At 66.1% G+C, this 21,456-nt stretch carries 19 protein-coding genes and 1 pseudogene; 15 read left to right on the forward strand and 5 right to left on the reverse strand.

Annotated features, from left to right (window positions below; translation table 11 throughout):
- Positions 1-9 precede the first annotated feature (9 nt).
- Positions 10-231 (reverse strand): hypothetical protein, encoded by a 222-nt coding sequence (locus M9M90_RS20920; RefSeq protein ID WP_254837285.1) that lies wholly within the window; start codon positions 229-231, stop codon positions 10-12.
- Between the two features lie 734 nt (positions 232-965).
- Here M9M90_RS20920 and M9M90_RS20925 point away from each other — a divergent pair.
- From M9M90_RS20925 to M9M90_RS20955, 8 genes and pseudogenes are all read left to right on the forward strand, one after another.
- Positions 966-1,334: a single-stranded DNA-binding protein gene (locus M9M90_RS20925; protein ID WP_254837286.1), complete on the forward strand. Its 369-nt coding sequence runs from the start codon at positions 966-968 to the stop codon at positions 1,332-1,334.
- A 145-nt stretch (positions 1,335-1,479) separates the two neighbouring features.
- Positions 1,480-1,701 (forward strand): annotated as a pseudogene (locus M9M90_RS21340) (AbiEi antitoxin N-terminal domain-containing protein); the annotation flags it as partial.
- 33 nt (positions 1,702-1,734) lie between these two features.
- Positions 1,735-2,286: a type IV toxin-antitoxin system AbiEi family antitoxin domain-containing protein gene (locus tag M9M90_RS20930; RefSeq protein WP_371876949.1), complete on the forward strand. Its 552-nt coding sequence runs from the start codon at positions 1,735-1,737 to the stop codon at positions 2,284-2,286.
- Positions 2,287-2,451: 165 nt separating this feature from the next.
- Entirely contained in the window at positions 2,452-3,417 is a 966-nt protein-coding gene (locus M9M90_RS20935; protein ID WP_254837218.1) for a replication initiator protein A, read from the forward strand.
- Positions 3,418-3,725: 308 nt separating this feature from the next.
- A complete protein-coding gene (locus M9M90_RS20940; RefSeq protein WP_254837219.1) occupies positions 3,726-4,931 on the forward strand; it encodes an AAA family ATPase in 1,206 nt (401 codons plus the stop codon).
- A gap of 12 nt (positions 4,932-4,943) precedes the next feature.
- Entirely contained in the window at positions 4,944-5,975 is a 1,032-nt protein-coding gene (locus tag M9M90_RS20945) for a ParB/RepB/Spo0J family partition protein (protein ID WP_254837220.1), read from the forward strand.
- Positions 5,976-6,210: 235 nt separating this feature from the next.
- A complete protein-coding gene (locus tag M9M90_RS20950; protein WP_254837221.1) occupies positions 6,211-6,762 on the forward strand; it encodes a S26 family signal peptidase in 552 nt (183 codons plus the stop codon).
- Between the two features lie 89 nt (positions 6,763-6,851).
- A complete protein-coding gene (locus M9M90_RS20955; RefSeq protein ID WP_254837222.1) occupies positions 6,852-7,610 on the forward strand; it encodes a cell wall hydrolase in 759 nt (252 codons plus the stop codon).
- Here M9M90_RS20955 and M9M90_RS20960 read toward each other — a convergent pair whose 3' ends face one another.
- Entirely contained in the window at positions 7,611-8,294 is a 684-nt protein-coding gene (locus M9M90_RS20960; protein ID WP_254837223.1) for a hypothetical protein, read from the reverse strand. It lies immediately after the preceding gene.
- A gap of 259 nt (positions 8,295-8,553) precedes the next feature.
- On the opposite strand from M9M90_RS20960, the gene mobQ reads away from it, so the two are divergent.
- The 3 genes from mobQ to trbB are packed head-to-tail and all read left to right on the forward strand — an operon-like array spanning position 8,554 to position 13,066.
- A complete protein-coding gene (gene mobQ, locus M9M90_RS20965; RefSeq protein WP_254837224.1) occupies positions 8,554-10,050 on the forward strand; it encodes a MobQ family relaxase in 1,497 nt (498 codons plus the stop codon).
- Between the two features lie 15 nt (positions 10,051-10,065).
- Positions 10,066-12,060 (forward strand): type IV secretory system conjugative DNA transfer family protein, encoded by a 1,995-nt coding sequence (locus M9M90_RS20970; RefSeq protein WP_254837225.1) that lies wholly within the window; start codon positions 10,066-10,068, stop codon positions 12,058-12,060.
- A gap of 43 nt (positions 12,061-12,103) precedes the next feature.
- Positions 12,104-13,066 (forward strand): P-type conjugative transfer ATPase TrbB, encoded by a 963-nt coding sequence (gene trbB / locus M9M90_RS20975; RefSeq protein WP_254837226.1) that lies wholly within the window; start codon positions 12,104-12,106, stop codon positions 13,064-13,066.
- Between the two features lie 233 nt (positions 13,067-13,299).
- Here the strand turns inward: trbB and M9M90_RS20980 are convergent, their stop codons facing one another.
- Positions 13,300-13,533, reverse strand: a complete 234-nt coding sequence (locus M9M90_RS20980; RefSeq protein WP_254837227.1) for a hypothetical protein — start codon at positions 13,531-13,533, stop codon at positions 13,300-13,302.
- Positions 13,534-13,960: 427 nt separating this feature from the next.
- Here M9M90_RS20980 and M9M90_RS20985 point away from each other — a divergent pair, with 427 nt between their 5' ends.
- Positions 13,961-14,290: an XRE family transcriptional regulator gene (locus M9M90_RS20985; protein WP_254837228.1), complete on the forward strand. Its 330-nt coding sequence runs from the start codon at positions 13,961-13,963 to the stop codon at positions 14,288-14,290.
- Positions 14,283-15,530: a type II toxin-antitoxin system HipA family toxin gene (locus M9M90_RS20990; protein WP_254837229.1), complete on the forward strand. Its 1,248-nt coding sequence runs from the start codon at positions 14,283-14,285 to the stop codon at positions 15,528-15,530. The genes M9M90_RS20985 and M9M90_RS20990 overlap by 8 nt, the downstream gene beginning before the upstream one ends.
- A 315-nt stretch (positions 15,531-15,845) precedes the next feature.
- On the opposite strand, the gene M9M90_RS20995 is transcribed toward M9M90_RS20990, so the two are convergent.
- Positions 15,846-16,544, reverse strand: a complete 699-nt coding sequence (locus M9M90_RS20995) for a LysR substrate-binding domain-containing protein (protein ID WP_254837230.1) — start codon at positions 16,542-16,544, stop codon at positions 15,846-15,848.
- Positions 16,545-16,597: 53 nt separating this feature from the next.
- Positions 16,598-17,041, reverse strand: a complete 444-nt coding sequence (locus tag M9M90_RS21000) for a hypothetical protein (protein ID WP_254837231.1) — start codon at positions 17,039-17,041, stop codon at positions 16,598-16,600.
- Positions 17,042-17,476: 435 nt separating this feature from the next.
- On the opposite strand from M9M90_RS21000, the gene kdpA reads away from it, so the two are divergent.
- Both kdpA and kdpB read left to right on the forward strand, forming a co-directional pair.
- Complete coding sequence (kdpA, locus tag M9M90_RS21005) at positions 17,477-19,186, forward strand: potassium-transporting ATPase subunit KdpA (protein WP_254837232.1); 1,710 nt, start codon at positions 17,477-17,479, stop codon at positions 19,184-19,186.
- 95 nt (positions 19,187-19,281) lie between these two features.
- Positions 19,282-21,276 carry a potassium-transporting ATPase subunit KdpB gene (gene kdpB / locus M9M90_RS21010; protein WP_254837290.1) on the forward strand — a complete coding sequence of 665 codons (1,995 nt, stop codon included), beginning with the start codon at positions 19,282-19,284 and terminating at the stop codon, positions 21,274-21,276.
- Positions 21,277-21,456: the final 180 nt, after the last annotated feature.

Below are 21,456 nucleotides of genomic sequence, written 5' to 3' on the forward strand. Positions count from 1 at the left end.
TGAGCGCTGCTAGGCTTCTGTTCCCCGTGCAACTTCGAACTCGCGCCATGCGTAAAGCGCGTCCCGGATGGCCTGACGGCCTACACGCCGGTTCTTGAGATAGTCTCTCAGCTCTGCCCAGCAAGCGGCCTCCGGCAGGCCGGGGTCCTGTTTGGCGTCGGCGATAAAGCCGCCCGTCGGCGTATCGGTGACGACAGCCTCTTTGATGTACGCGCGGAAGGTCAGTGCCATGCCCCAGCATAGCGCCACCTGGCGCGGGCGCGATGCTTGTCAAACGGCGGCCGAATTCAAACGGAGCCACTACCGGCCTCGAAAGGGTGCTCGGTCGGGCTCGATTGAAACCAACCGCCTGCCCGGCGAACTGGACTGGGCCGAGCATATCTCCGAGACGCCGGTGCTGGCCTGGAAGGCCCGTGATGTGCGTATGCGCCGTGGTGGTAGGCCCTAGATCTGGCGACCGACCCCGTGCCTCGCGGAACTTGCTGTCAGCCATCTCCCAGTCTCGACGAATGCAGCGATCCATTCCCCCCTGGCGGGTCAGCGCCGCAACGGGTTCCAGGGTAGCTAGGTGGGCCGAGCGCGGCCCCCTCCCCTCGCCCGCCCCGCAGCCGTTGATCAGAGGCGTCGGCGAGCGGCGACTCTTGCCTTGTGTTGAACGATCCGCGTCGCCCCGTGCCCTCGTGGTCCTTGTTCTGATCATCCCCAAGCCGTTGTGACGCCCGGCGGGCTGCGGTCCGCGCGATCAATCACTTCAACCTAGGTCGGAGCGGTCCAGGTCAAAGCCGACCCCGCTGCGCGTGGCGGACCGGATGGACCCTCCGGCCTTCCTCCGCTGCGCTCCGTGCAGGCCGGTTTCCAACCAATCCGGGCTTTGGCCAGTCCTCTTCCCCGCCCTTGCAGGTCGCGTGATCGCGGCAGGGACCGCGAGCCGCCGGGATTTCCCTGGCGGCAGATGGAGAAAGACGATGCTGAACAAGGTCCAATTGATCGGTTTCACCGGAGCCGAAGCGGAAATTCGCACCACATCAGGCGGCAAGAAGGTCGCCACCCTGCGGGTCGCCACCAACCGCTACACGAAGGCGGGCGGCGAGCGGAAGGACTACACGACCTGGCACCAGGTCGAGATCTGGAACCAGGGTACGGTGGGCTGGCTCGGGTCCAAGGGGCTGCCGAAGGGCTCGAAGGTGTTCGTCGAAGGGGAGATCCGGCACGACCGCTACACCGACAAGGACGGTGTGGAACGGTTCTTCTCCAAGGTCGTGGTGGCCACGCCGCAGCACGAACTGCGGTCGCTGGATCGGCCTGAATCCGCTCCGGCCTCCGAGGAGGAGTAGCTTGAGCGCCCGCCCGGTTCGCCGGGCGGGCTCTTAGCCTTGGTTCGGAATCGCCGTAAGTCGCTCACCTTGAGTTGGCGAATTCGACGCCTGTTAAACCCGGCGGGTTTACAATGTTATCAAAGCGCGCACTGTGGGTTGGCGAATGGACGGAAAGCTAAACCAACTTCAGCGCCTTTTGCCCGATGGCCTCCTGGCGGACGCCCGTTGGCTGCAGCGCCATGGCTACTCCCGAAGTCTCGTGGCCAAGTATGTCAAAAGCGGCTGGCTTCAGGCGCCCGTCCGAGGGGCCTATCAGCGCGCGGGCGAAACATCCGACCAGGCCCTCTCGGCCATCGCAGTCGTCTTGTCGCTCCAGCGTCTGCGCCCTCCCCTCCTCGCGGTCGGCGGCCGGACGGCTTTGGAGCTGCTTGGGCTCGGCCACTATGGCGCTCCTGACGGGCCGACCCCGTTCCACCTCTGCGGCGCCGCGCCGCCGCCCGTGTGGGCACGCAGGCTCTTGGGGCCCCGGCTGGCCTATCACCGGCCTTCCCTGTTCACGGCCGACCCGCTTCTCGCCGACGATCCGCAGGCCGGCGGGTTCGAGCGACACTTCACGCACCCTTCGGCAGGCGGCCTGGAGACCCAGCTTATCGTCTCCACGCCGGAGCGAGCCCTACTGGAGGTCCTGGACCTCGTCCCGCAGGTCGCCTCCTTCCACGAGGCCGACGTCCTGATGCAGGGCCTGTCATCCCTCAGCCCTCGGCGGCTCTATGCGCTCCTGGCCGACTGTCGGAGCGTCAAGGTCAAGCGTCTCGCGCTATGGTTCGCCGATCGCCACGGCTATGCCTGGGCGAGCCGCCTCGAGCGGGGCGCCATTGACCTTGGCAGCGGCAAGCGTGTCCTTGAGCCCGGCGGGCGCCTCGACAGCACCTACAACATCACCGTGCCTCGCGAGATGGGGGACGCATGACCGCGGCCCTCCGCTCAGGCCCACAGAACCACGTCGGCAGGGCGCCTGAAGGCGCTGCGCCGGCGGGGGCCGTAGGCGGCGTTTTCGGAGAAGTTGCCAATTGGCAACTTCTGGGATCGAGGCCCCTGCCCTTCCCCAAGATCGTCGCTCGTGGTGGGGTTGGTGATGTCTAAGCGCGCGATTCGACAGCAGGAGTTTGATCTGTTCGTCCCTCGGATGAACAGCCTGCCGCTGAAGGATCAGCGCGAGGTCATGGAACGGCCGTTCTTCTCGCTGTCGAAGCGCAAGCGCCTGAAGCCGATCGAATACACCAGCCCCGACGGTGAGGTCTGGGTCCACGTCAGCGCCAACCCCGCTTTTGGCATCGCCACCATCTGGGACGCCGACATCCTGATCTGGGCGACCTCACGCATCAATCAGATGCGGGAGGCCGGCGAGAACGACCTGCCCCGGACCCTGCACACCACGACCTATGATCTCCTCAAGGCGATCAAGCGCGACACCGGCGGCAAGGGCTATCGGGAACTCCAGGCCGCTCTTCAGCGGCTGGAGGCCACGACGATCCAGACCTCGATCCGGGGGACTAAGCGCAACACCAAGGCGCAGTTCGGCTGGCTCGACGAATGGATGCTGGAGTCGGACGCGGTCACCGGCGCCCCCAAGGGCCTGACCCTCACCTTGTCCAACTGGGTCTATGAGGGGGTCATCAAGGACCGGTCGTTGCTGACCCTGCACGCCGACTATTTCGCCCTCTCCGGCGGCGTTGAACGCGCCATCTATCGGATCGCGCGCAAGCACGCCGGTGATCAGGCCTCGGGCTGGACGTGCCGGGTTAGCGTGCTGCACGAAAAGACCGGCAGTGAGAGCCCGCTGAAGCAGTTCAACTACCTGCTCAAGCGGATCGTCGCCGCCAACGACCTGCCCGAATACGACGTCAGTTTCGTCAACGCCGCGAACAACTCGCCGGCCGTCCATTTCATCCGCCGCGACGCCGTCGAACGCGCCGCGCTCAAGGCGGATCTGGCTCGCCTGGCCGCTGATTCGGAGCGCCGGGTCCGCGAGGACGCCCGCACGCTTGCCGTCGATGGCATGTTTGAGAAGCGCAGGGTCCCACCCTCGGGGGAACGATGACCTATTCCACGGGGGAACGGTGACCCGAGGCACGGGGTTTCAGTGACCTTTGGCTCGGGGTATTGGTGACCGAGGCCTTTCGGAAACCCCTGCGGCCTATGGGGTTTCCAGGCTTTTGGCGGCCTTTAACTCTGTCTAACTTTGTCCATAAGAATTCTCTAACGGGGCGCGGCGGACAGGCTGGCTTGCCGTCGCCTTGAACCATGAGGGTTCAGGCTCGGCGCGCTGTTAACTCATTCTTCATTGTATCTGACCGAAAACTTGGCAAATTCCAGCTATCTCGTTGGATATTTGCAAAGGAGGAGGCCATGGCGAAACTTGCACTCGCGGAAAGTGCGGTCTCTGGACCCGTCCTCCTCGACGCCATGACGGCGCTCAGCGACCGCGCCCATGACGTCATCACCCGCCTGCGGGCCACGGTGTTCGCGCCCGGCGAGGAGAAGATCGTCGATCTGCGCTTCACGATCACCAAGGCCGCCGAAATGGTGGGCCGGACTTCTGAAGCGATCCGCCAGGCCGAGGCCGATGGCCGCCTCCCCGCCCCCAGGCTTAGCGCCTCGAAGCGGCGGGAAGGCTACAGCCTCGCCGAGATCAACCATATGCGCGATGTCTTCGGGACCCGGCCACGTCGTGGGCCCGAGGATCCGCCGATCGTCCTGGCGGTTCAGAACTTCAAGGGCGGCGTCGGCAAGAGCACCCTCACCTGCCATGTCGCGCAGTACCTCGCGCTCAAGGGCTACCGGGTCGCGGTGATCGATTGCGACAGCCAGGCGAGCACCACGACCATCTTCGGGTTCAATCCCGACATCGACATCGATGACGAGGAGACCCTCCTCCCCTTCTTCCGTCACGGCGGAGAACCGGACCTCAAGTATGGCCTGCGGGCTACCGCTTGGCCGGGCATTGATCTGATCCCCGCGAACCTCGGGTTATACCAGGCGGAATATGAGGCGGCGGCACGGCTTCGCGGCAATCCGGACGCCCTGGACCGCCTGCGTCGCGGCGTCGAGGGTATGGCCGTCGACTATGACGTGGTCCTACTGGATCCGCCGCCGGCGCTAGGGATGCTGTCGCTGGCGGTACTGCGCGCCGCCAACGCCCTTTTGATCCCGACGCCGCCTTCGACCGTGGACTTTGCCTCGACCGCCCACTTCCTGCGGATGATCGTGGAGACCCTGGAGGTCATGCAGAACCATCTGGGCGCGCGGGGCTATCATTTCCTCCGCGTGGTCGCGACTAAGGTCGATGAGGGCAAGAGCGCCCACACCCAGATCCGCGACATGATGGAGGCGGTGTTTGGCGCCGACATGCTGTCGGCCTCGCTGCTCGACTCCGCCGAGATCGACAATGCCAATGTGCAGCTGCGCACCGTCTATGAGCTGACGGGTCCGGCGACGAAGACCTATGAGCGCTGCCGAAACAACCTCGACCGCCTGAATGGCGAGATCGAGCTTCTGATCCGCAAGGCGTGGCCCAGCCATCGGCCGGACCTTCGCCGGCTGGGTTTAGGGTAGGGGAGGGCGGTCATGGCATCCACCACAGGCAAGAACCGCTCGATCCTCGCGGGCCTGGTAGCCCCAGCGGTCACTGAAACCCCGACGTCGGAGCGGGGTGCGCCCGCAACCGAGCGCTTGAGCACGCGGCTGACCGGGCTTGCCCGCGTCACGGCCGGCGACATCAAGGAAAAGACGCTCAAGCTGGTCGATCCGGCCCGATGCCGGATGTGGGAGCGGCACAATCGCCGCTACGACCTCCTCAACGAAAGCGTCTGTGGCGATCTTCTTGAAAGCCTTCGCTCCCAGGGGGAGCAGGAGTTTCCCGCGATCGTGCGGCGGGTCGAGGGTGACCCGGACTACGATTTCGAGGTCATTTGCGGTGCACGCCGTCACTGGGCCGTTAGCTACCTCAAGAATGTCGAGCATCGCGATATCCGCTACCTCGTCGAGGAGCGCGAACTTACCGATGAGCAGGCCTTCCGTCTGGCCGACGTTGAGAACCGGTCACGCAAGGACATCAGCGACTACGAGCGGGCCCTGGATTACCGCCACGCCGTTGAAACCTTCTATGGCGGCACGGCGCAGCGGATGGCTGAGCGGCTGGAAGTGCCAAAAGCCTGGCTGTCCCGCTTTCTCGACCTCGCCAAGCTGCCGACCGATGTCGTCGAGGCCTTCGGCGATGTGCGACAGCTGCGCGAGAACCATGCCCGCGAGATCAAACCCCTCCTGGCTGACGGCGCGTCGCGGCCTCGGGTGATGGCCGAGGCCAAGCGCCTGGCGGTTCAGCAAGCGGAAATGATCGCCAAGGGTCACGGGCCTTTAGACGCCCCGAAGGTCCTGGCGCTCCTGAAGCGGGCCGCGGCCGGTGACGCGAAACCTGTGGCCAAGGCGGGCAAGCCGGTCACGGCCGTGATCAATGCAGCGGGCGCGACCCTCTTCACCCTGGCGCGCAAGGGGTCGAAGAAGGTGGTCCTGGAACTGGCGCTCGATGCCGACGCCAGCAACGCGGATTTCGCCGAGGCTTTCCAGCGCGAGCTGCTCCGGATGCGCCCCAAGGGCTGAAGTTGCCAATTGGCAACTTCCGGATTCCGGCCCCTAAGCGGGCGCCTCGTCCCCCTCCAATGTCGCCGAGTTGCCAATTGGCAACTTCTGCAAATCGTCGGGGTATCAGTGACCGGCCGGGGCCGCCCGAGAGGGCGCCCGAAGCCCACAAACACCGGGCATAAGCCACATCTTGGCCTGAAGCGCTGACGAGCCTGTGGCTCGGTTGCGAGCGCGAAGGCAAGGCCAAGTCAGCATGAGAAAATCGTCCGTCCGCCCGGCGAGGGGGCTGACCCCCGCCTTGGCGGCGTGGGCGATTCTTCCTGTCGCCGCCGCGGCGGTCCTCGGCGCCAGCCTGCCGCAGCCGGCGCTCCTCTGGAACCGCAGTCCAAGCGAGCCTTTGGGGCTCTATGTCCGCACCCTGGGGCATCCCGTCCGTGGCGCGATCATCGCTTTTCAAGCGCCCGGGCCGGCCTTTCCCTATGCCGATGGGCAGATGGATTACCTGCGCCGGATTCCAATCCTGAAGGCGATTGCCGCCGGGGAGGGCGATCACGTCTGCACCGATGGCGGCACGCTGACGATCAACGGGATCCGTCGCGCGCCGGTGCTCACCCATGACAGCCGGGGTGTGGGCTTGCCGCGTTGGGCCGGTTGCCGCGCGCTGGCGCGCGGCGAGTTCTTCGTGTTCTCCGATCGCATCCCGAACAGCTTCGACAGCCGCTATTTCGGGCCGGTGACGACGCGCGAGATCCTCGGCGTCTTCCGGCCGCTGAGCCCCTCAATTCATACCCCTGGAGATCGATGATGGATCCTGCGGCCCTTGCTGCTCTTTGCGCCCTCCTGGCCCGGGGCGAGACGGCTCAGCCCGTCCCAACCGGCGTGAACTGCCCAGGGGTGTATGCCCCCGCCACGCCGTTCGCGGGAGCCACTCCGCCCGCCCGGTCCCTGGCCACGCTGGTCTCCTCGCCCGATGCGCGGGAGGCCATCGCGCGGGTCGCCTATGCCGAGGCCGCGAACCAGGGCGACAGTGGCCTGGCGGGCGTTGTCTACACGATCATCAATCGCCTCGCCGATGGCCGCTGGGGCGGGTCGGTCGAGGCGGTCGTCAATGCCCGGCGCCAGTTCGAGCCGGTGATGCGCGCGGGGGGCAGCTGGCGCAGCCTGCCCGCGGTCTCTGAGGCCAGGCAGGCGCGGATCGACACCATCATCAATCTGGCCCTGGAGGGCCGGCTACCCGATCCCACCAATGGCGCCAGGTTCTTCCAGAACCCGCAGATCGTGGCCGGCCGGGCGGCCCGCGGCGAGGTCTCGGCAGGGCTGGTGAACTTCGGGGGCGCCCCGCCTTCGGCGGTGATCGGCGCGCATAGCTTCTACGTGGAAGCGGGCAGGGGAGGGGGCTCGACGCCGGGCGCCGGACGGTCGGCCGCAGCGCCTCGCGGCCGTGCGGTATCCGACCCTTGGCAATCCGCCGGGGGCGCGATCTTCGCGGGTGAGAACCGGGCCCTCGTGGCTCCTGTCGCCGCCGCCGTGGCGGCGTCTACGGAGACCTTGGACGGGGCGGGCGAGGGCGGTGATCGCCGGCCTCAACCGGCCGATAGCGCGCGAGCGATCTTCGTTCGCCAGGACGGGACAGTGACCGCGTGGCGGCAGTGATCACGCTGCCTGCCAGGAGCCATCGAGGTCGGCATAGTCCGCATCGACGTCGCTGGGCAGGAAGCTCGTGACTGGCTCGTCGGCCATCGCCGACTGCGCCATCAGATCGAAGTCTGGAAGGGCCTCGGCTTCGGCCTGGAGGGCGCTCTCGGGGCTTTCTTCAACGTCGCCTCCGGGGCGCAACGAGAGCGGCACATTGCCCAGCAGCTCGCGCACGGTGAGGCGGTCGCGGATGCCCTCGACACGGCGGTCGATGATGTCGACCAGGCGTGCGAGGAGCTCGGCGTCACCGGCCAGGAGATCGTCACCGGCCTCGGCCAATAGCGCGCCGCCGATGATGATCTTGGCGCGGGTTTCCCGCTTGCGCTGGTTGATCGACCACAGGGCTTCGAGCCGTTCGACGCGGGCCTTGAGCACCAGGAAACGCTGCTCGTCGTCCGCGATATCTTCGAGCGGCGTGGCGTGGCGGCGGCGATGCACGCCGTCATGGCCGGCATCGCGAAGCGCGCTTTCCAGCTCGTCCAATCGGAGCTTCAGCGCGTCTTCTTCTGAGACCCGCCGACCCTGCTCGCGGTCCTCGGTCCGGGCGATCCAAAGCTCGCGCCGTTGCTCCTTCTGCGCCTCGGTTCGCGGACGATATTTCGACGGGCGAGTGTTTCTTCGACGCTTATCGACCGTGGTCATGGCGCACACCGTAGTTGTCGTAAAAGCCCCCAACGGCCTAAACCTATCAATAATGCCCGTTATGGTCTATCCATGGCAGAACAGTAATTACGGACAATGGCGCATATACGGGTTGGTTGGGCTACGCCCACCAACCCTGCGGCCAGGCTCCGCCCGGCACCCTCAAGCCCCCCGACGGCCTTCACGGCCTTGGAGCCTTGAGCCAAGGGCGCAGCCCTTAGCGATCCAGCCGGCAGAGCCGGCCAAGGGGAGGGAAGAGATGGCGTCGTTCCTTTGCCAGGTGCAGACAATCCAGCGTTCGTCGGGCCGCTCGGTTGTGGCCGCCGCGGCTTACCGGTCAGGCGACCGGCTGGTGGATGAGCGCCTGGCGATGGAGTTCGACTTCGCCGCCAAGGATGGCATCGAGCACGCGGAAATCCTGGCGCCGACCGGTGCGCCCACAGCCTTCCGGGACCGCGAGGTGTTGTGGAATGCGGCCGAGGCGCAGGAGTCGCGGAAGGACGCTGTGCCGGCCCGCGAGCTGCTCCTGGCCCTGCCGCACGAACTCAACTTCGAGCAGCGTCGCGACCTCGTCCGGGCCTTCGTTTCAGAGCATCTGGTGGGGCAGGGGATGATCGCCGATGTGGCGATGCATCGGCCTGGCAAAGAGGGCGATCAGCGCAATTTCCACGCCCATGTGCTGGTCACGACGCGCTCTGTCGGACCCGCGGGATTCGGGCGAAAGCCGCCGGAATGGTGGAGCCCGCAGGCGGTGCGTAGGTGGCGCGCGGCGTGGGCCGAAACGCAGAACCAGCACCTGCGCCGACACCTTGGCCCAGACGCCCCGCAGGTCTCGCATCTGTCCCTCGCCGAGCGGGGCCTGGATCGCGAGCCTGGTGTCCACCTTGGACCCACGGCTTCGGCCTTGGAGCGCAAGAACATCGCCTCTGAACGGGGCGAGCAGAACCGCGACACGGCCGCGCATAACCGCAAGCGGGCAGAGCTTCGGCGGGACTTTCAGGAGACCGCCGATCGGCTTGTTGAAGCCGTGCCCCTGATCTCGGTGCCGGTCGCCAAACTGGTCAAGGAGGCCGAGCAGATGCGGGTGCGCATGGTCGCCGAGCGCGATGGCTGGGCGGCTGAGCGGGCGGGCTTGGGCGGGCCGAAGATCGAGACCGCCGGCCAGATCGAACGGGCGATGACGGCGGAGGCGGCGCGTGAGCGCGCGCTCGCCAAGGCACGGCTCGCCCGTGTTGAAGGGCGCGTCGCCGGGGTGCGGTCCAAGCGGCTGAACCTGGTCCAATGGGTGCGCAATCCGGCCCGGATGATCTGGGCGAAGCACGCCGAACTGAACGCCATTGCACGGGCGCGCTCGGCGCTCCGGCGGGCTGACCTCCAGCTTGAGGTTCGTGCGTCCTGGGCACGTTCGCCGCAGGGCCAGGCCTATGTGGCAGCGCGCCGGGAACCGCAGCTCGAGACCGCCGCCGATGTCGCTCGTCGCAAGCGGACCCTGGAGCGGAAAGTCAAACGCGCGGACAAGCGGATCGCGGGCGCCACGCGGACCTTCAACGACCTGCGGGTCGCCCAGGCGCTGGGGCAGGGCGAGCTTCGTGTGCCGGCCAAGGTCCCCGACGAAACCCGTTTCATCCGCGACATCGGCGGGCCTGCGCGGGAGGCGGTGATGCGCTTCCCAGCGCCGGCGCGCCAACAGGCCGTCGAACGGCTCAACCGAGGACTGGGGCGCGTCATCGGACGTGGCTTCATTCCGGGCTCTTAGGGCAGGAGAGGGACGATGAACGCCTCAACGCGCGCCTCGATCATCCTGCCGTTGGCGGCCCTGTCGATCCTTCTCGGCCTGACGCTGGCCACTCAGATGGTGGCGCAGACCTACGGTTATCCGCGCGAATTTGGGGCCGGCGCCTTCGACATCGGGACGGTGCGGGTCTATGCGCCCTGGTCCTTCGTCGGCTGGTACATGCGCTTCCAACCGAGCTATCCGAAGCCGTTCGATCTGGCGGGCCTGGCTGCCTTGGCCGTCGCGATGACGCCGGTGATGTTGGCGGCGCTGCTGACCCGCCGATCGCAGCGCGAGCCCAAGGCTTTTGGCCGGGACGCCTGGGCCGACGTCGATGACGTGCGGCGCGCCAAACTCTTTGGCCCGGGCGGACAAACCAGCGGTCAGATCAGCGGCCGGGTGCTCGGCCGTTTCAACGGCCGATACCTGACCTATGGCGGGATCGAGCACGCGATCATCGTGGGCGCCTCGCGGAGCGGGAAGGGGGCCGGGCATGTGGTCCCGACCCTGATCGCCTGGCCGCACAGCGCCTTCATCTATGATCGCAAGGGCGAGCTTTGGCACATCACCGCCGATCACCGGAAGACGTTCAGCCACGTCTTCTATTTCTCTCCGACCGACCCGAACACCGTTCGCTGGAATCCGCTCTTCGAGGTCCGCAAGGGGCCGATGGAGATCGCCGATATCCAGAATGTGGTCGGGATCCTGGTCGATCCGTTGGGCCGCAAGGCCGGCGATCTGAACTTCTGGGACCAGAGCGCGACGGACTTCTTCACCGCCATCATCCTGCACGTCCTCTACAGCGAGCCAGATGACCGTAAGAACCTGGCCCAGGTCCGGCGGCTGCTGATCAACATCGAACCGACCCTGCACGCGATGATGAACACTCAGCACCGCTGGCGGCCGGACTATCACGCGGCGGACGGGCTCGCGCGCGACGCCGAGGGTGCGCCGATCGCGGAGATCCACCCCGAGGTCCTGCTGGGGGCGACGGCGCTCTCGACCATGGACGAGCGGGTGAAATCGAATGTCCTGGCCACCTGCCGGGCGTCGCTGTCGCTGTGGGCGGATCCGTTGGTGGAGTACGCCACCAGCTGGTCGGACTTCTCCATCGGCGACCTGGTCTGTTCCGAGGCGCCGGTGTCCTTCTACATCATCACGCCGCAGGCCCATGCCGACCGCCTGGCGTTCCTGGTGCGGGTGTTCACGCGCCAGACCATCAACAGCCTGATGGAGCACGAGCATTTCGACAGCCGCCGCCGGCGCAAGTTGCACCGGCTCCTGCTGCTGCTCGACGAGTTCCCGAAGCTCGGCAGTCTTCCCTTCCTGGAAAACGCGATGGGCGAGATGGCCGGCTATGGGATCACCGCCCACCTGATCTGCCAGAGCTTCAACGACGTGTTCTCCAAGTACGGGGACAAGACGCCGCTGTTCGACAACATGCACATCACGGCGTGCTTCGCGACCTCGGAGCCCACCAGCATCGACAAGGTGACGCGGCGGGCGGGCAAGGCCCTGGAGATGCGCGAGAGCTACAGCGATCCGCGCAGCCTTTTCGGGCGCGCGAACCGTTCGACCTCCCAGTCTGAGCAGCAGCGCTACATCCTCTCCGAGGAGGACGTGCGCGGCCTGGACGACAGGAAGCAGTTCCTGTTCGTCAACAACACCAAGCCGATCCTGGCCGACAAGATTCGCTACTACGAGGAGCCGTTCTTCAAGGCGCGGACGGGGGACTACTTCAACGGCGCGCCCGCGGCCTATGAGCAGCGCCCAGAGGCCGCCGACCTGCCTGGGCGGGCCTCGATCGACTGGAAGGGTGTGCGGGCCGTGGTGGCGGCTCCTGAGGGCTTTGCGGGTGTCTCGCCGCCCCGAGCGCGCTCGGGAGCCGGGAGCGGCCCTGCAGGCGCGCCTGAGGGGCATCTGACCGAGGACTACCTGGCGCCGCAGCCGATCGCGGCCCTGCGGCCCGGCGATGACGACGGGAGCCTGTAGTGGACCCTTCGCCCCCATCCAACCCAAGTCTGTGGAGAGCGCCATGTCGCAGCACCATCCCGTCGTAACCGACCGCAAGGTCGCGGCCCTGCGCCAGGCGATGGGTCCGGTCATCGCCGGCGCCCTTGCCGAGCGCCTGGTCGTCGAGGTGATGGTCAATCCCGACGGCAAGATCTGGGTGGACCGGATCGGGGAGGGGAGGTCGTGGACCGGCGAACACCTTGCCGCGGCTGACGCCGACCGCATCCTGCGCCTGCTGGCCGACCACGCCGGCGAGGTGGTCACCCGTGATCACCCTAGGGTCAGCGCGACCTTGCCGCTGACCGGGGAACGCTTCCAGGGCGCTTTCATGCCCGTGGTCTCCAGCCCGGCCTTCGCGATCCGCAAACGGCCGGAGGTGGTGTTTACCCTCGACGAGTATGTCGCCGGCGGGATGATGACCGAAGGTCAGGCGGCGATCATCCGAGCGGCGGCTGTCGCGCGGCAGAACATGCTGATCGTCGGCGGCACTGGATCGGGCAAGACGACCTTGGCCAACGCCATCCTGGCCGAGCCCGCCTTCGCCGAGGATCGGGTGGTGCTGATCGAGGATACCGCCGAGCTGCAATGCTCAGCCGCGGACCAGATCCAGATGCTGACCAAACGCACGGAGCCGCAGGTCACCATGACCGACCTGGTCCGCGATACGCTGCGGCTGAGGCCCGACCGGATCATTATCGGCGAGGTGCGCGATGGCTCGGCGCTGGATCTTCTGAAGGCGTGGAATACGGGCCATCCCGGCGGTCTGGCGACCATTCATGCCAATAGCGCCATGGAGGGTCTGACGCGGCTTGAGGATTTGATCGGGGAGGTGACCCAGCGGATTCCCTATCGGGCGATCACCCAGGCGATCAACCTGGTGATCCATATCGCCCGCGCGCCAGCCGGACGGCGGGTCCAGGAGGTCGCCCGCGTGACCGGCCGCGAGGGTGACGCCTATGTCCTGGAGGCGTGTGTCGAGGGGTAGCGCTCAGGGCGACGTCCGACGGCCTCGGCATGAGCCAAACTTGGCCGGCAAGCTCCGTGACGTGGCCGCAAACTGGGAAGTCGACGTAGACAACACTCACTTCGGGGTTGCCGTCCGAAAGATTGCAAGGTTCTGCGATTGCCCGAGTGCGTCGCGTTGAAACAATCAATCTTCGGGTCTGGCAGATATTGAGTGCGGGGTGATGTCCCTCACCGCTCACTCACATTGTCTTCTCAGTGAAACGCGCGCAGGTGGTCGCGGTCGGTTCGCAGATCAACGGCCGAAAGGGAGCCCCAAGTGTCTGCTTGGGCCAGCACCCGCGCATCTTCGCCGCGCCATTCGGCTAGCAGCGCCAAGCGGATCGCCGCGGCGACGGCCTCTTCTCGGTCGATGTAAAGCTCTTCTACATTCGACTGCGCCACGCACCACCCGTTCGCCTTCGCGAACACTCCGATCCAAACAGTCATTACGCCGCCTCCTCGCCGCCGGAGCCGCTCTGTAGGCCTGAAGCATGACTTCAATGAGACGGGCGCCAGGTATCTCGTTCAGAGAGTGACCGACCTAACTGAGGGCGCCAAGTTCACCCCCTTGAGGACGTCCACGCGCGCAGCCCTGGCAAGGTCCGCTGGTGCTGTCAGTCTAACGCGAACCAGTCTCCACTAACGACGGCGTCGTGATGGAGGGGCCTAGGATGCGGGGTTTCAAGCGTGACAGGTTTCCGGCTGACGTCATCCGCCAGGCGGTGTGGCTGCCGCCTATGTCTTGGAGGCTTGTGTCGAGGGGTAGGCGGCTAGGTGCGGACGCGGTTTCGGGCCGGGGGCTGGGCGTCAGTTCTATTTTAATGTAAGGCTGCTACGACATTAAAACCCGATAAGGTCATCATAAGATAACATTATGCCCGCCGCGCACCGTCCTTCTATTGCTACTCGCCGTGCGCTGCGCAAGCTGGGCGAGGATATCGGCAATGCGCGTCGCCGTCGCCAGCTGACCATGGAGATCCTGGCAGAGCGGGCGTTTACGACGCGCCAGACCCTGCAGAAGGTCGAGGCGGGCGATCCGATGGTGGCCATGGGCATCTATGCGGCCGTGCTGCAGGCGCTGGGCCTGCTCGACGGCCTTGGCGATCTTGCCGCGCCGGGCCAGGACGAGGTTGGACTGTCCTTGGCCGACGAGGCGCTGCCAAAGCGGGTGCGCCTGCGGGTTCGGAGCACGCCCCATGCCTGACATCGAGGTCCATATCGATCGGCCGGGCGGCGTCCAGCGCGTCGGAACCCTTCACCGGCAGGCCCGGCGCGGCGGCGAGGCTGTGGCTTTCGAATACCATCCCGACTGGCTGGCCGATCCAGACCGGTTCTCGCTGGAGCCTGCGCTTACCCTGAACCGCGGCGCCTTTGCGCCAGCGGCGGGCGTGGCCATGTTCGGATCGCTGGGCGACTCGGCGCCCGACACCTGGGGTCGGCGGCTGATGCAGCGCGCCGAGCGGCGCCGGGCCGAGCGCGAGGGTAGCGCGGTCCGCACCTTGGCGGAGGCCGACTATCTGATCGGGGTCGCCGATGTGTCGCGTCTGGGAGCCCTGCGCTTTCGCTATGCCGGCGGTGAAGCGTTCGAGGCGCCGACGGCCCAGGGTGTTCCCGGCCTGGTCGAGCTTGGCCGCCTGATGGCGGTGACCGACCGGATCCTGCGCGATGAGGAGACCGATGCGGATCTGCAGATGATCTTCGCACCGGGCTCTTCGCTCGGCGGGGCCCGGCCCAAGGCCTCGGTGATCGACCAGCACGGCCGGTTGTCGATTGCCAAGTTCCCGAAGCCGGACGACGACTACAGCGTCGAGCGCTGGGAATCGGTGGCCCTGACCCTGGCCGGGATGGCCGGCGTCCGGGTGGCCGCCCATGAGCTGATCGAGGTGGCCGGCCAGGCGATCCTGCTATCGCGGCGGTTCGACCGGGAGGGAGAGGGACGCATCCCGTTCCTGTCGGCGCTGTCGATGATGGGCCTGAAGGATGGAGAGCGGGGAAGCTATCCCGAGCTGGTCGATGTGCTGGTGCAGACCGGCGCCCAGGCGCAGCGCGACGCCGTCGAGCTCTATCGGCGGATGGTGCTCAACGTACTGATCTCCAATGTCGACGATCATCTGCGTAACCACGGCTTCCTGTGGCTGGGACAGGGCGGTTGGACGCTGTCGCCGGCCTACGATCTCAACCCGACGCCGGTGGACGTGAAGGCGCGCATCCTGACCACGACCATCGATCTTGATGACGGCACCTGTGACCTGGCCCTGGTGCTGTCGGTGGCTGGGTTGTTCTCGCTCAACGACGCCGAGGCCCGGGATATCGTCCGCCAGGTGGCCCAGATCACCCGAGGTTGGCGGGACGTGGCCGCCGCGGCCGGCGCCCGGCCGGCGGAGATCCGGCGCATGGAGAGTGCGTTTGAGCATGACGATCTGGTCAAGGCGCTGGCGCTTTAGCGGAGACGAACCGCGTCCAGTCGGGAGACGGAAGGCCTTCCCCTGGGCTGAGCCCCGGGTCTTGGCCGAGCCTTTCGAGCGGCGACACACAGCAACGCGCTGGATTTGGAGGGCGGCCCGCGCGGGAGCTCGGTCCGGCCGCTTCGCGGCTCCTACGGGTCCGCCCCTGGCGGGCGCTTGGGGGCCGCCCCCGCTCGACGGGTGTCCGGGTGGGGGAGGCGGCTACGACTTGAGGAGTCTCTGAACGCTGTTCACCTAGTCGCGCGGTCGCCCGCGAGGCGCTCGCGACACGCCGCCCGTTCCGATGCGAATATATCAGGCGGCGCCGGGCGCGTTCGCCATCGCCAGGAAATCCCGCAGAGCAGGTTTGCTATTTTCGGGCGACCAGAAGGCGAAGTACGAGAGGAGGTCCCGCTTACTGTCCAGGTGTCGTGCGCAAACCCCGGGATAGAAAGCGCCCAGCGCGTGGGCGCCGGTAAAGGTGACGCCGAACCCCAATCCGACCATGTCGAGCAGGGTGTCGCGCTGGACCGCGCAGGGCATGGTTAGGGCAGGCGGGCCGCCCAAGGCATGACGCACCGCGCCTTCCATGGCCTTGCTGCGCGCGTCATCGCTCGTCACCAAAACCTGTTCCTGTCTAAGGGCCGCGGCGCTGACCTCGGTATCCATCGTCAAGGGGTGGTGTTCCGACAGCAAGACCATCAGGCGTTCCTGCCACAGGGATTGTGACCGCCACCGTGTCTGCCCAAGGCCTTGCAGACCAAGGACAAGGTCAAGCCGGCGCCTGTCGAGCTCAGTGGTGAGCCGATCGTCGTCCTGGTCAACAAGCACCAGATCGACCTCCGGATGGCCAGCCTTGAACGCGCTGATCAGGGTCCGCGGAAAGCCCCAGTTGAGCGAGCATCCCAAACCAATCACCAGTGTCGCGCGCTTTTCGGCCGTCCACCTTGGGAAGGAATCACCCAAGCCCCGGAAAGGTTGAGCCGCCCCTCCGGGGGGCATAAGCGACAGCATTGGATCGCGCCCACCTTTTGCGCGCAGCGTCTCGCCAGACCGGACGCCCATGGTTAGGCCGCCTTTTTCATAGGCGCGACCTCGCGACGGGCGACATGGATTTCCTTGTGCGCGCCGTGCAGACAGCGCTCGACATGGTAACCGCAAGTTTCCAGGGCTCGATGCACCGGATCAACCTTCATGCCCGCGGCCGGTGTGGGCGTCTCGATCACCAGGATCCCGCCCGCCTTCACGTGAGACGCATCATGAAGCGTGCGCGCGAGGGTTTCTGGGCTGCTGGCGTTCAGCACGAGCAGGAGGTCGCAGTCGTCAGCGGGGCAGGGGCCTTGGCGAACGTAGCCGACCTTGTTGTAGCCATGACGGCAGAACCAGAGGAGGGGCGCGAGGCCCCCAGGTCCTGCGATCCGAATGACGCTGTCATGAGTGACACCGGCCTGGCTCAGCATGTCGTGCATGGTTTGGCCAAAACGGTGTTTACGCTGCAGGGGGTCGCCCATTGTAAGTCACTTCCGGGGACCGCATGCTCGCTGAACACAATGTCCAGGGGGCTGCGGCCACTCGCAATTGTGACTCTCCCTAGCGTAAGCGTTCCATGGGGATGTTCGAAGACACCATAAGGGACTCATAGGGGGCCGGCTGCGCGCAACCCCAAGTCCGCCTCGAAATCTTTATACTTCCTTGACGTTGATCAATGGGGTTCCACATGGAGCCCTTACGGTGAAGGTCTGTAGAGTAGCGTTCAAACTGTGGCCAGGAGCGCTCCATGCTCGACATCATCTACATCCTTACCGGCATTCTGATCTTCGGCCTCTTCGCCGGATATGCCGCAGCCCTGAGGCGCCTCTGATGCTTGCTAACATTGTCTGGGGCGTCGGCGCCCTCATCATCGCCATTTACATGGTCATAGCCCTCCTGCGTCCGGAGAAGTTCTAATGAACGTTCAGGGCTGGGCGGAGATCGCCCTCACCATCTTCCTGACGGTGGCGCTTGCCTGGCCGCTCGGCGCCTACGTCGCCCGTGTCTGGGCCGGCGAGCGCACCTGGCTGGACCCCGTCCTCAAGCCGGTGGAGCGGCTGATCTACGCTGGCTGTGGCGTGAAACGCGAGAAGGGCCAGAATTGGGTGGCCTACGCCTTGAGCTTCCTGGCATTCAGCGCCGCGAGCTTCCTCGTGCTCTACTTGATTCTCCGGTATCAGAACTTCCTGCCACTGAACCCGCAGGGGTTCGCCGGCATGTCGCCGCACCTGGCGTTCAACACCTCGATCAGCTTCGTCACCAACACCAACTGGCAGTCCTACGTGCCGGAGGTGACGGTTTCGACCTTCTCGCAGATGGCCGGTCTGACCACGCAGAACTTCATGTCGGCCGCCGCCGGCATGGCTGTCGCTGCGGCGATGGCGCGGGCCTTCATGGCCAACCGGGCCGAGGGCCTGGGGTCTTTCTGGGTCGATCTGTCCCGTAACGCCCTCTACGTCCTGCTGCCGATCGCGCTGGTGGTCGGCGTGGCGCTGGTCGCGTTGGGCGTGCCTCAGAGCCTCGATGCGAACGTGACGGCGCAGACGCTGGAGGGCGGTAAGCAGACGATCGCGCTCTATCCCGTCGCCAGCCAGGAGGTCATCAAGCAGCTAGGCGTCAACGGCGGCGGCATCTTCAACGCCAACTCGGCGCACCCGTTCGAGAACCCGAACGCCATCACCAACCTGATCCAGATCCTGGCGATGAACAGCCTGGCGCTGGCCTGCGTCTTCGCCTTCGGCCGGATGGTGCTGGCCCGGAAGGAAGCTCGCGCCCTGGTGGTCGTCATGACCATCCTGCTGGCGTCGGCGGGCAGCATTGTCTACTGGGCGGAGACCCAACCCGCGCCAGCGCTTGTCGCCGCCAATGCGGACGCCAGCGTCAACATGGAAGGCAAGGAGGTTCGCTTCGGTGCGCCTTCCACGGCGGCCTGGGTCGCTGCGACCACGGGCGCCTCCGACGGCGGCGTGAACGCCATGCACGACAGCCTGATGCCGCTGGGCGGCGGCGTGGCGCTGTTCCTGATGCAACTGGGCGAGATCATCCCCGGCGGCAACGGGTCCGGCCTCTACGGCATGATCGTCATGGCGTTGATTGCCGTGTTCGTGGCGGGCCTGATGGTTGGCCGCACGCCCGAGTACCTGGGCAAGAAGGTCGAGGCCAAGGAAATTAAGTTCGCCATGCTGGCGGTGCTGATCCTGCCGCTGTCGATCCTTGGGTTTACCGCCGTGGCGCTGGTCCTGCCCGCAGGGCTGGCCGGGCTATTGAACCACGGACCCCACGGCCTTTCGGAGATCCTCTACGCCTACACCTCGGCGACAGCGAACAACGGCTCGGCCTTCGCCGGCCTGACCGCCAACACGCCCTGGTACAACACCACCTTGGGCATTGCGATGCTGCTTGGCAGATTCGCCTACGCCATTCCGGTCATCGCGATCGCCGGCTCGCTGGCGGCCAAACCGAAACTGGGCGCCACGACCGGCACCTTCCCGACTGACGGCCCCCTGTTTATCGGCCTTCTGATCGGCGTGATCCTGATCATGGGCGGCTTGCAGTTCTTTCCCGCCCTCGCCCTCGGCCCGATCGTGGAGCACTTCCAAGTGCTCCAAGCGGTCGCGGCTCATTGAACCCCTAAGGGCCCATTCCCATGACCTATGCATCCGCTCCGCTTGGTGACAACCGCCGCAAGGCAACCAGCATCGTCAGCAGTTTCTCGGGCCCCATGCTGGTCCGAGCCCTACGCGACGCCTTCGTGAAGCTCAACCCGCGCAAGCTTCTGGGCAATCCGGTCATCTTCGCGACCGAGATCGTCGCGGTGCTCGCCACCGTCTCGACGGCGCTGGCGGTCAAGGATGGCGGAGACTGGGGTTTCGCCCTGCAGATCGCCTTGTGGCTCTGGGCTACCGTCCTGTTCGCCAACTTCGCCGAAAGCATCGCCGAAGGCCGCGGCAAGGCCGCCGCCGACAGCCTGCGCGCAACGCGGGTGACGACCAAGGCCAAGCTGCTGGTGGATCCAGGCAGAGGGACGATCGTTCTGACGCCGGCCCATGAGCTGTCCGTCGGCGATATCGTGCTGGTCGAAGCGGGCGACGTCATCCCATCAGACGGGGAAATCGTCGAAGGTATCGCTTCGGTGAACGAGGCCGCCATCACCGGCGAAAGCGCGCCTGTCATCCGCGAAAGCGGCGGAGACCGTTCGGCCGTGACCGGCGGGACAACCGTTGTTTCCGACTGGATCAAGATCCGCATCACCTCTGCGGCTGGCAACACCTTCCTGGATCGTATGATCGCGATGGTAGAAGGCGCCGACAGGCGCAAGACGCCTAACGAAGTCGCCCTGGCAGTGCTGCTCGCTGGCCTGACCCTGATCTTCCTCATCGCCACCGTCACCCTCTTGGGGCTGGGCGCCTATTCCGGCGTGAAGCTTGACCCGATGATCCTGGGCGCGCTGTTCATCTGCCTGATCCCCACCACCATCGGCGGCCTGTTGTCCGCGGTTGGCATCGCCGGCATGGATCGGCTACTGAAGGTCAACGTCTTGGCCACCTCCGGACGGGCCGTTGAGGCCGCTGGCGACGTCGATACCCTTCTGCTCGACAAGACCGGCACCATCACCTTCGGCAACCGCATGGCCACCGAAGTGATCGCCGTGCCGGGCGTGCGCCCCGAGATGATGCTCCGCGCCACCCTGCTGGCCTCGCTTGGCGACGAAACGCCTGAGGGCCGTTCGATCGTCGAACTGGCCCGCACTCAGGGTATGGCGCTGGAAGCCCCGCGCGGCGCCAAGATCATCCCGTTCAGCGCCACGACCCGTCAGTCCGGCCTGGAAGCCGATGGCCACACCTGGCGCAAGGGTGCGGTTGACGCGGTGCTGAAAGATTCCGGCCTGACCGTTCAGCAGGCTCCGGCGGAGTTCAACGCCGCGGTTGACCGCATCGCGCGCTCCGGCGGCACCCCGCTCGCCGTGTCTGAAAACGGCATCCTGTTTGGTGTCATCCACCTCAAGGACGTCGTGAAGCCTAACGTGAAAGAGCGCTTCGCTGACCTGCGCCGCATGGGCCTGCGCACGGTGATGATCACCGGGGACAACCCTGTCACCGCCGCCGCTATCGCCTCCGAGGCCGGCGTGGACGATTTCCTCGCCGAAGCGACGCCGGAGGACAAGCTGCGCCTGATCCGCGAGGAGCAAGGCAAGGGCCGTCTGGTCGCCATGTGCGGCGACGGCGCCAATGACGCGCCGGCCCTGGCTCAATCTGACGTGGGCGTCGCCATGCAGACCGGAGCCCAGGCCGCCCGCGAGGCCGGCAACATGGTGGATCTCGACTCTGACCCCACCAAGGTCATCGAGATCGTCGAGGTCGGCAAACAGATGCTGATCACGCGCGGCGCCTTGACCACCTTCTCCATCGCCAACGATGTCGCCAAGTATTTCGCCATCATCCCGGCCCTGTTCGTGGTCAGCCTGCCGGCGCTGGGCGCCATGAACATCATGGGGCTCGCCAACCCGAAGAGCGCGATCCTGTCGGCGGTGATCTTCAACGCCCTGGTGATCGTCGTTCTGATCCCGCTCGCCCTCAAGGGCGTGAAGTACCGGGCGATCGGCGCCGGTAAGCTGCTGCAGCGCAACCTGCTGATCTACGGGCTCGGCGGGATCATCGCTCCCTTTATCGGCATCAAGCTCATCGACATGATCATCTCAGGATTGGGCCTGGTCTGATGCAGTACTCCGCCCTCCAAGACCTGACCGTCCCGGTCATGCTGACCGGTCTCTTCTTCCTGTCCGTGCTCGCCAGTGCGCGGCGGGAGAGAGCGGCGGGCGCCGCCTCCCCCCGAGTTTCCGGCGCCCGCCGCTACGCCCCCAACATTCATTGAGAAATGCCATGAACACCAAGGTTCA

Source organism: Phenylobacterium sp. LH3H17 (assembly GCF_024298925.1).
Taxonomy (GTDB): domain Bacteria; phylum Pseudomonadota; class Alphaproteobacteria; order Caulobacterales; family Caulobacteraceae; genus Phenylobacterium.

Bases quoted from the DNA above. Each gene is read 5' to 3' on its own strand.
- M9M90_RS20980 (WP_254837227.1), bottom strand. From the start codon at position 13,533: ATGACTGTTTGGATCGGAGTGTTCGCGAAGGCGAACGGGTGGTGCGTG.
- mobQ (WP_254837224.1), top strand. From the start codon at position 8,554: ATGGCGTCGTTCCTTTGCCAGGTGCAGACAATCCAGCGTTCGTCGGGC.
- M9M90_RS20960 (WP_254837223.1), bottom strand. From the start codon at position 8,294: ATGACCACGGTCGATAAGCGTCGAAGAAACACTCGCCCGTCGAAATAT.
- kdpA (WP_254837232.1), top strand. From the start codon at position 17,477: ATGAACGTTCAGGGCTGGGCGGAGATCGCCCTCACCATCTTCCTGACG.
- M9M90_RS20995 (WP_254837230.1), bottom strand. From the start codon at position 16,544: ATGCTGTCGCTTATGCCCCCCGGAGGGGCGGCTCAACCTTTCCGGGGC.
- M9M90_RS20935 (WP_254837218.1), top strand. From the start codon at position 2,452: ATGTCTAAGCGCGCGATTCGACAGCAGGAGTTTGATCTGTTCGTCCCT.
- trbB (WP_254837226.1), top strand. From the start codon at position 12,104: ATGTCGCAGCACCATCCCGTCGTAACCGACCGCAAGGTCGCGGCCCTG.
- M9M90_RS20925 (WP_254837286.1), top strand. From the start codon at position 966: ATGCTGAACAAGGTCCAATTGATCGGTTTCACCGGAGCCGAAGCGGAA.
- kdpB (WP_254837290.1), top strand. From the start codon at position 19,282: ATGCTGGTCCGAGCCCTACGCGACGCCTTCGTGAAGCTCAACCCGCGC.
- M9M90_RS20940 (WP_254837219.1), top strand. From the start codon at position 3,726: ATGGCGAAACTTGCACTCGCGGAAAGTGCGGTCTCTGGACCCGTCCTC.
- M9M90_RS20970 (WP_254837225.1), top strand. From the start codon at position 10,066: ATGAACGCCTCAACGCGCGCCTCGATCATCCTGCCGTTGGCGGCCCTG.
- M9M90_RS20990 (WP_254837229.1), top strand. From the start codon at position 14,283: ATGCCTGACATCGAGGTCCATATCGATCGGCCGGGCGGCGTCCAGCGC.
- M9M90_RS20985 (WP_254837228.1), top strand. From the start codon at position 13,961: ATGCCCGCCGCGCACCGTCCTTCTATTGCTACTCGCCGTGCGCTGCGC.
- M9M90_RS20945 (WP_254837220.1), top strand. From the start codon at position 4,944: ATGGCATCCACCACAGGCAAGAACCGCTCGATCCTCGCGGGCCTGGTA.
- M9M90_RS20920 (WP_254837285.1), bottom strand. From the start codon at position 231: ATGGCACTGACCTTCCGCGCGTACATCAAAGAGGCTGTCGTCACCGAT.
- M9M90_RS21000 (WP_254837231.1), bottom strand. From the start codon at position 17,041: ATGGGCGACCCCCTGCAGCGTAAACACCGTTTTGGCCAAACCATGCAC.
- M9M90_RS20950 (WP_254837221.1), top strand. From the start codon at position 6,211: ATGAGAAAATCGTCCGTCCGCCCGGCGAGGGGGCTGACCCCCGCCTTG.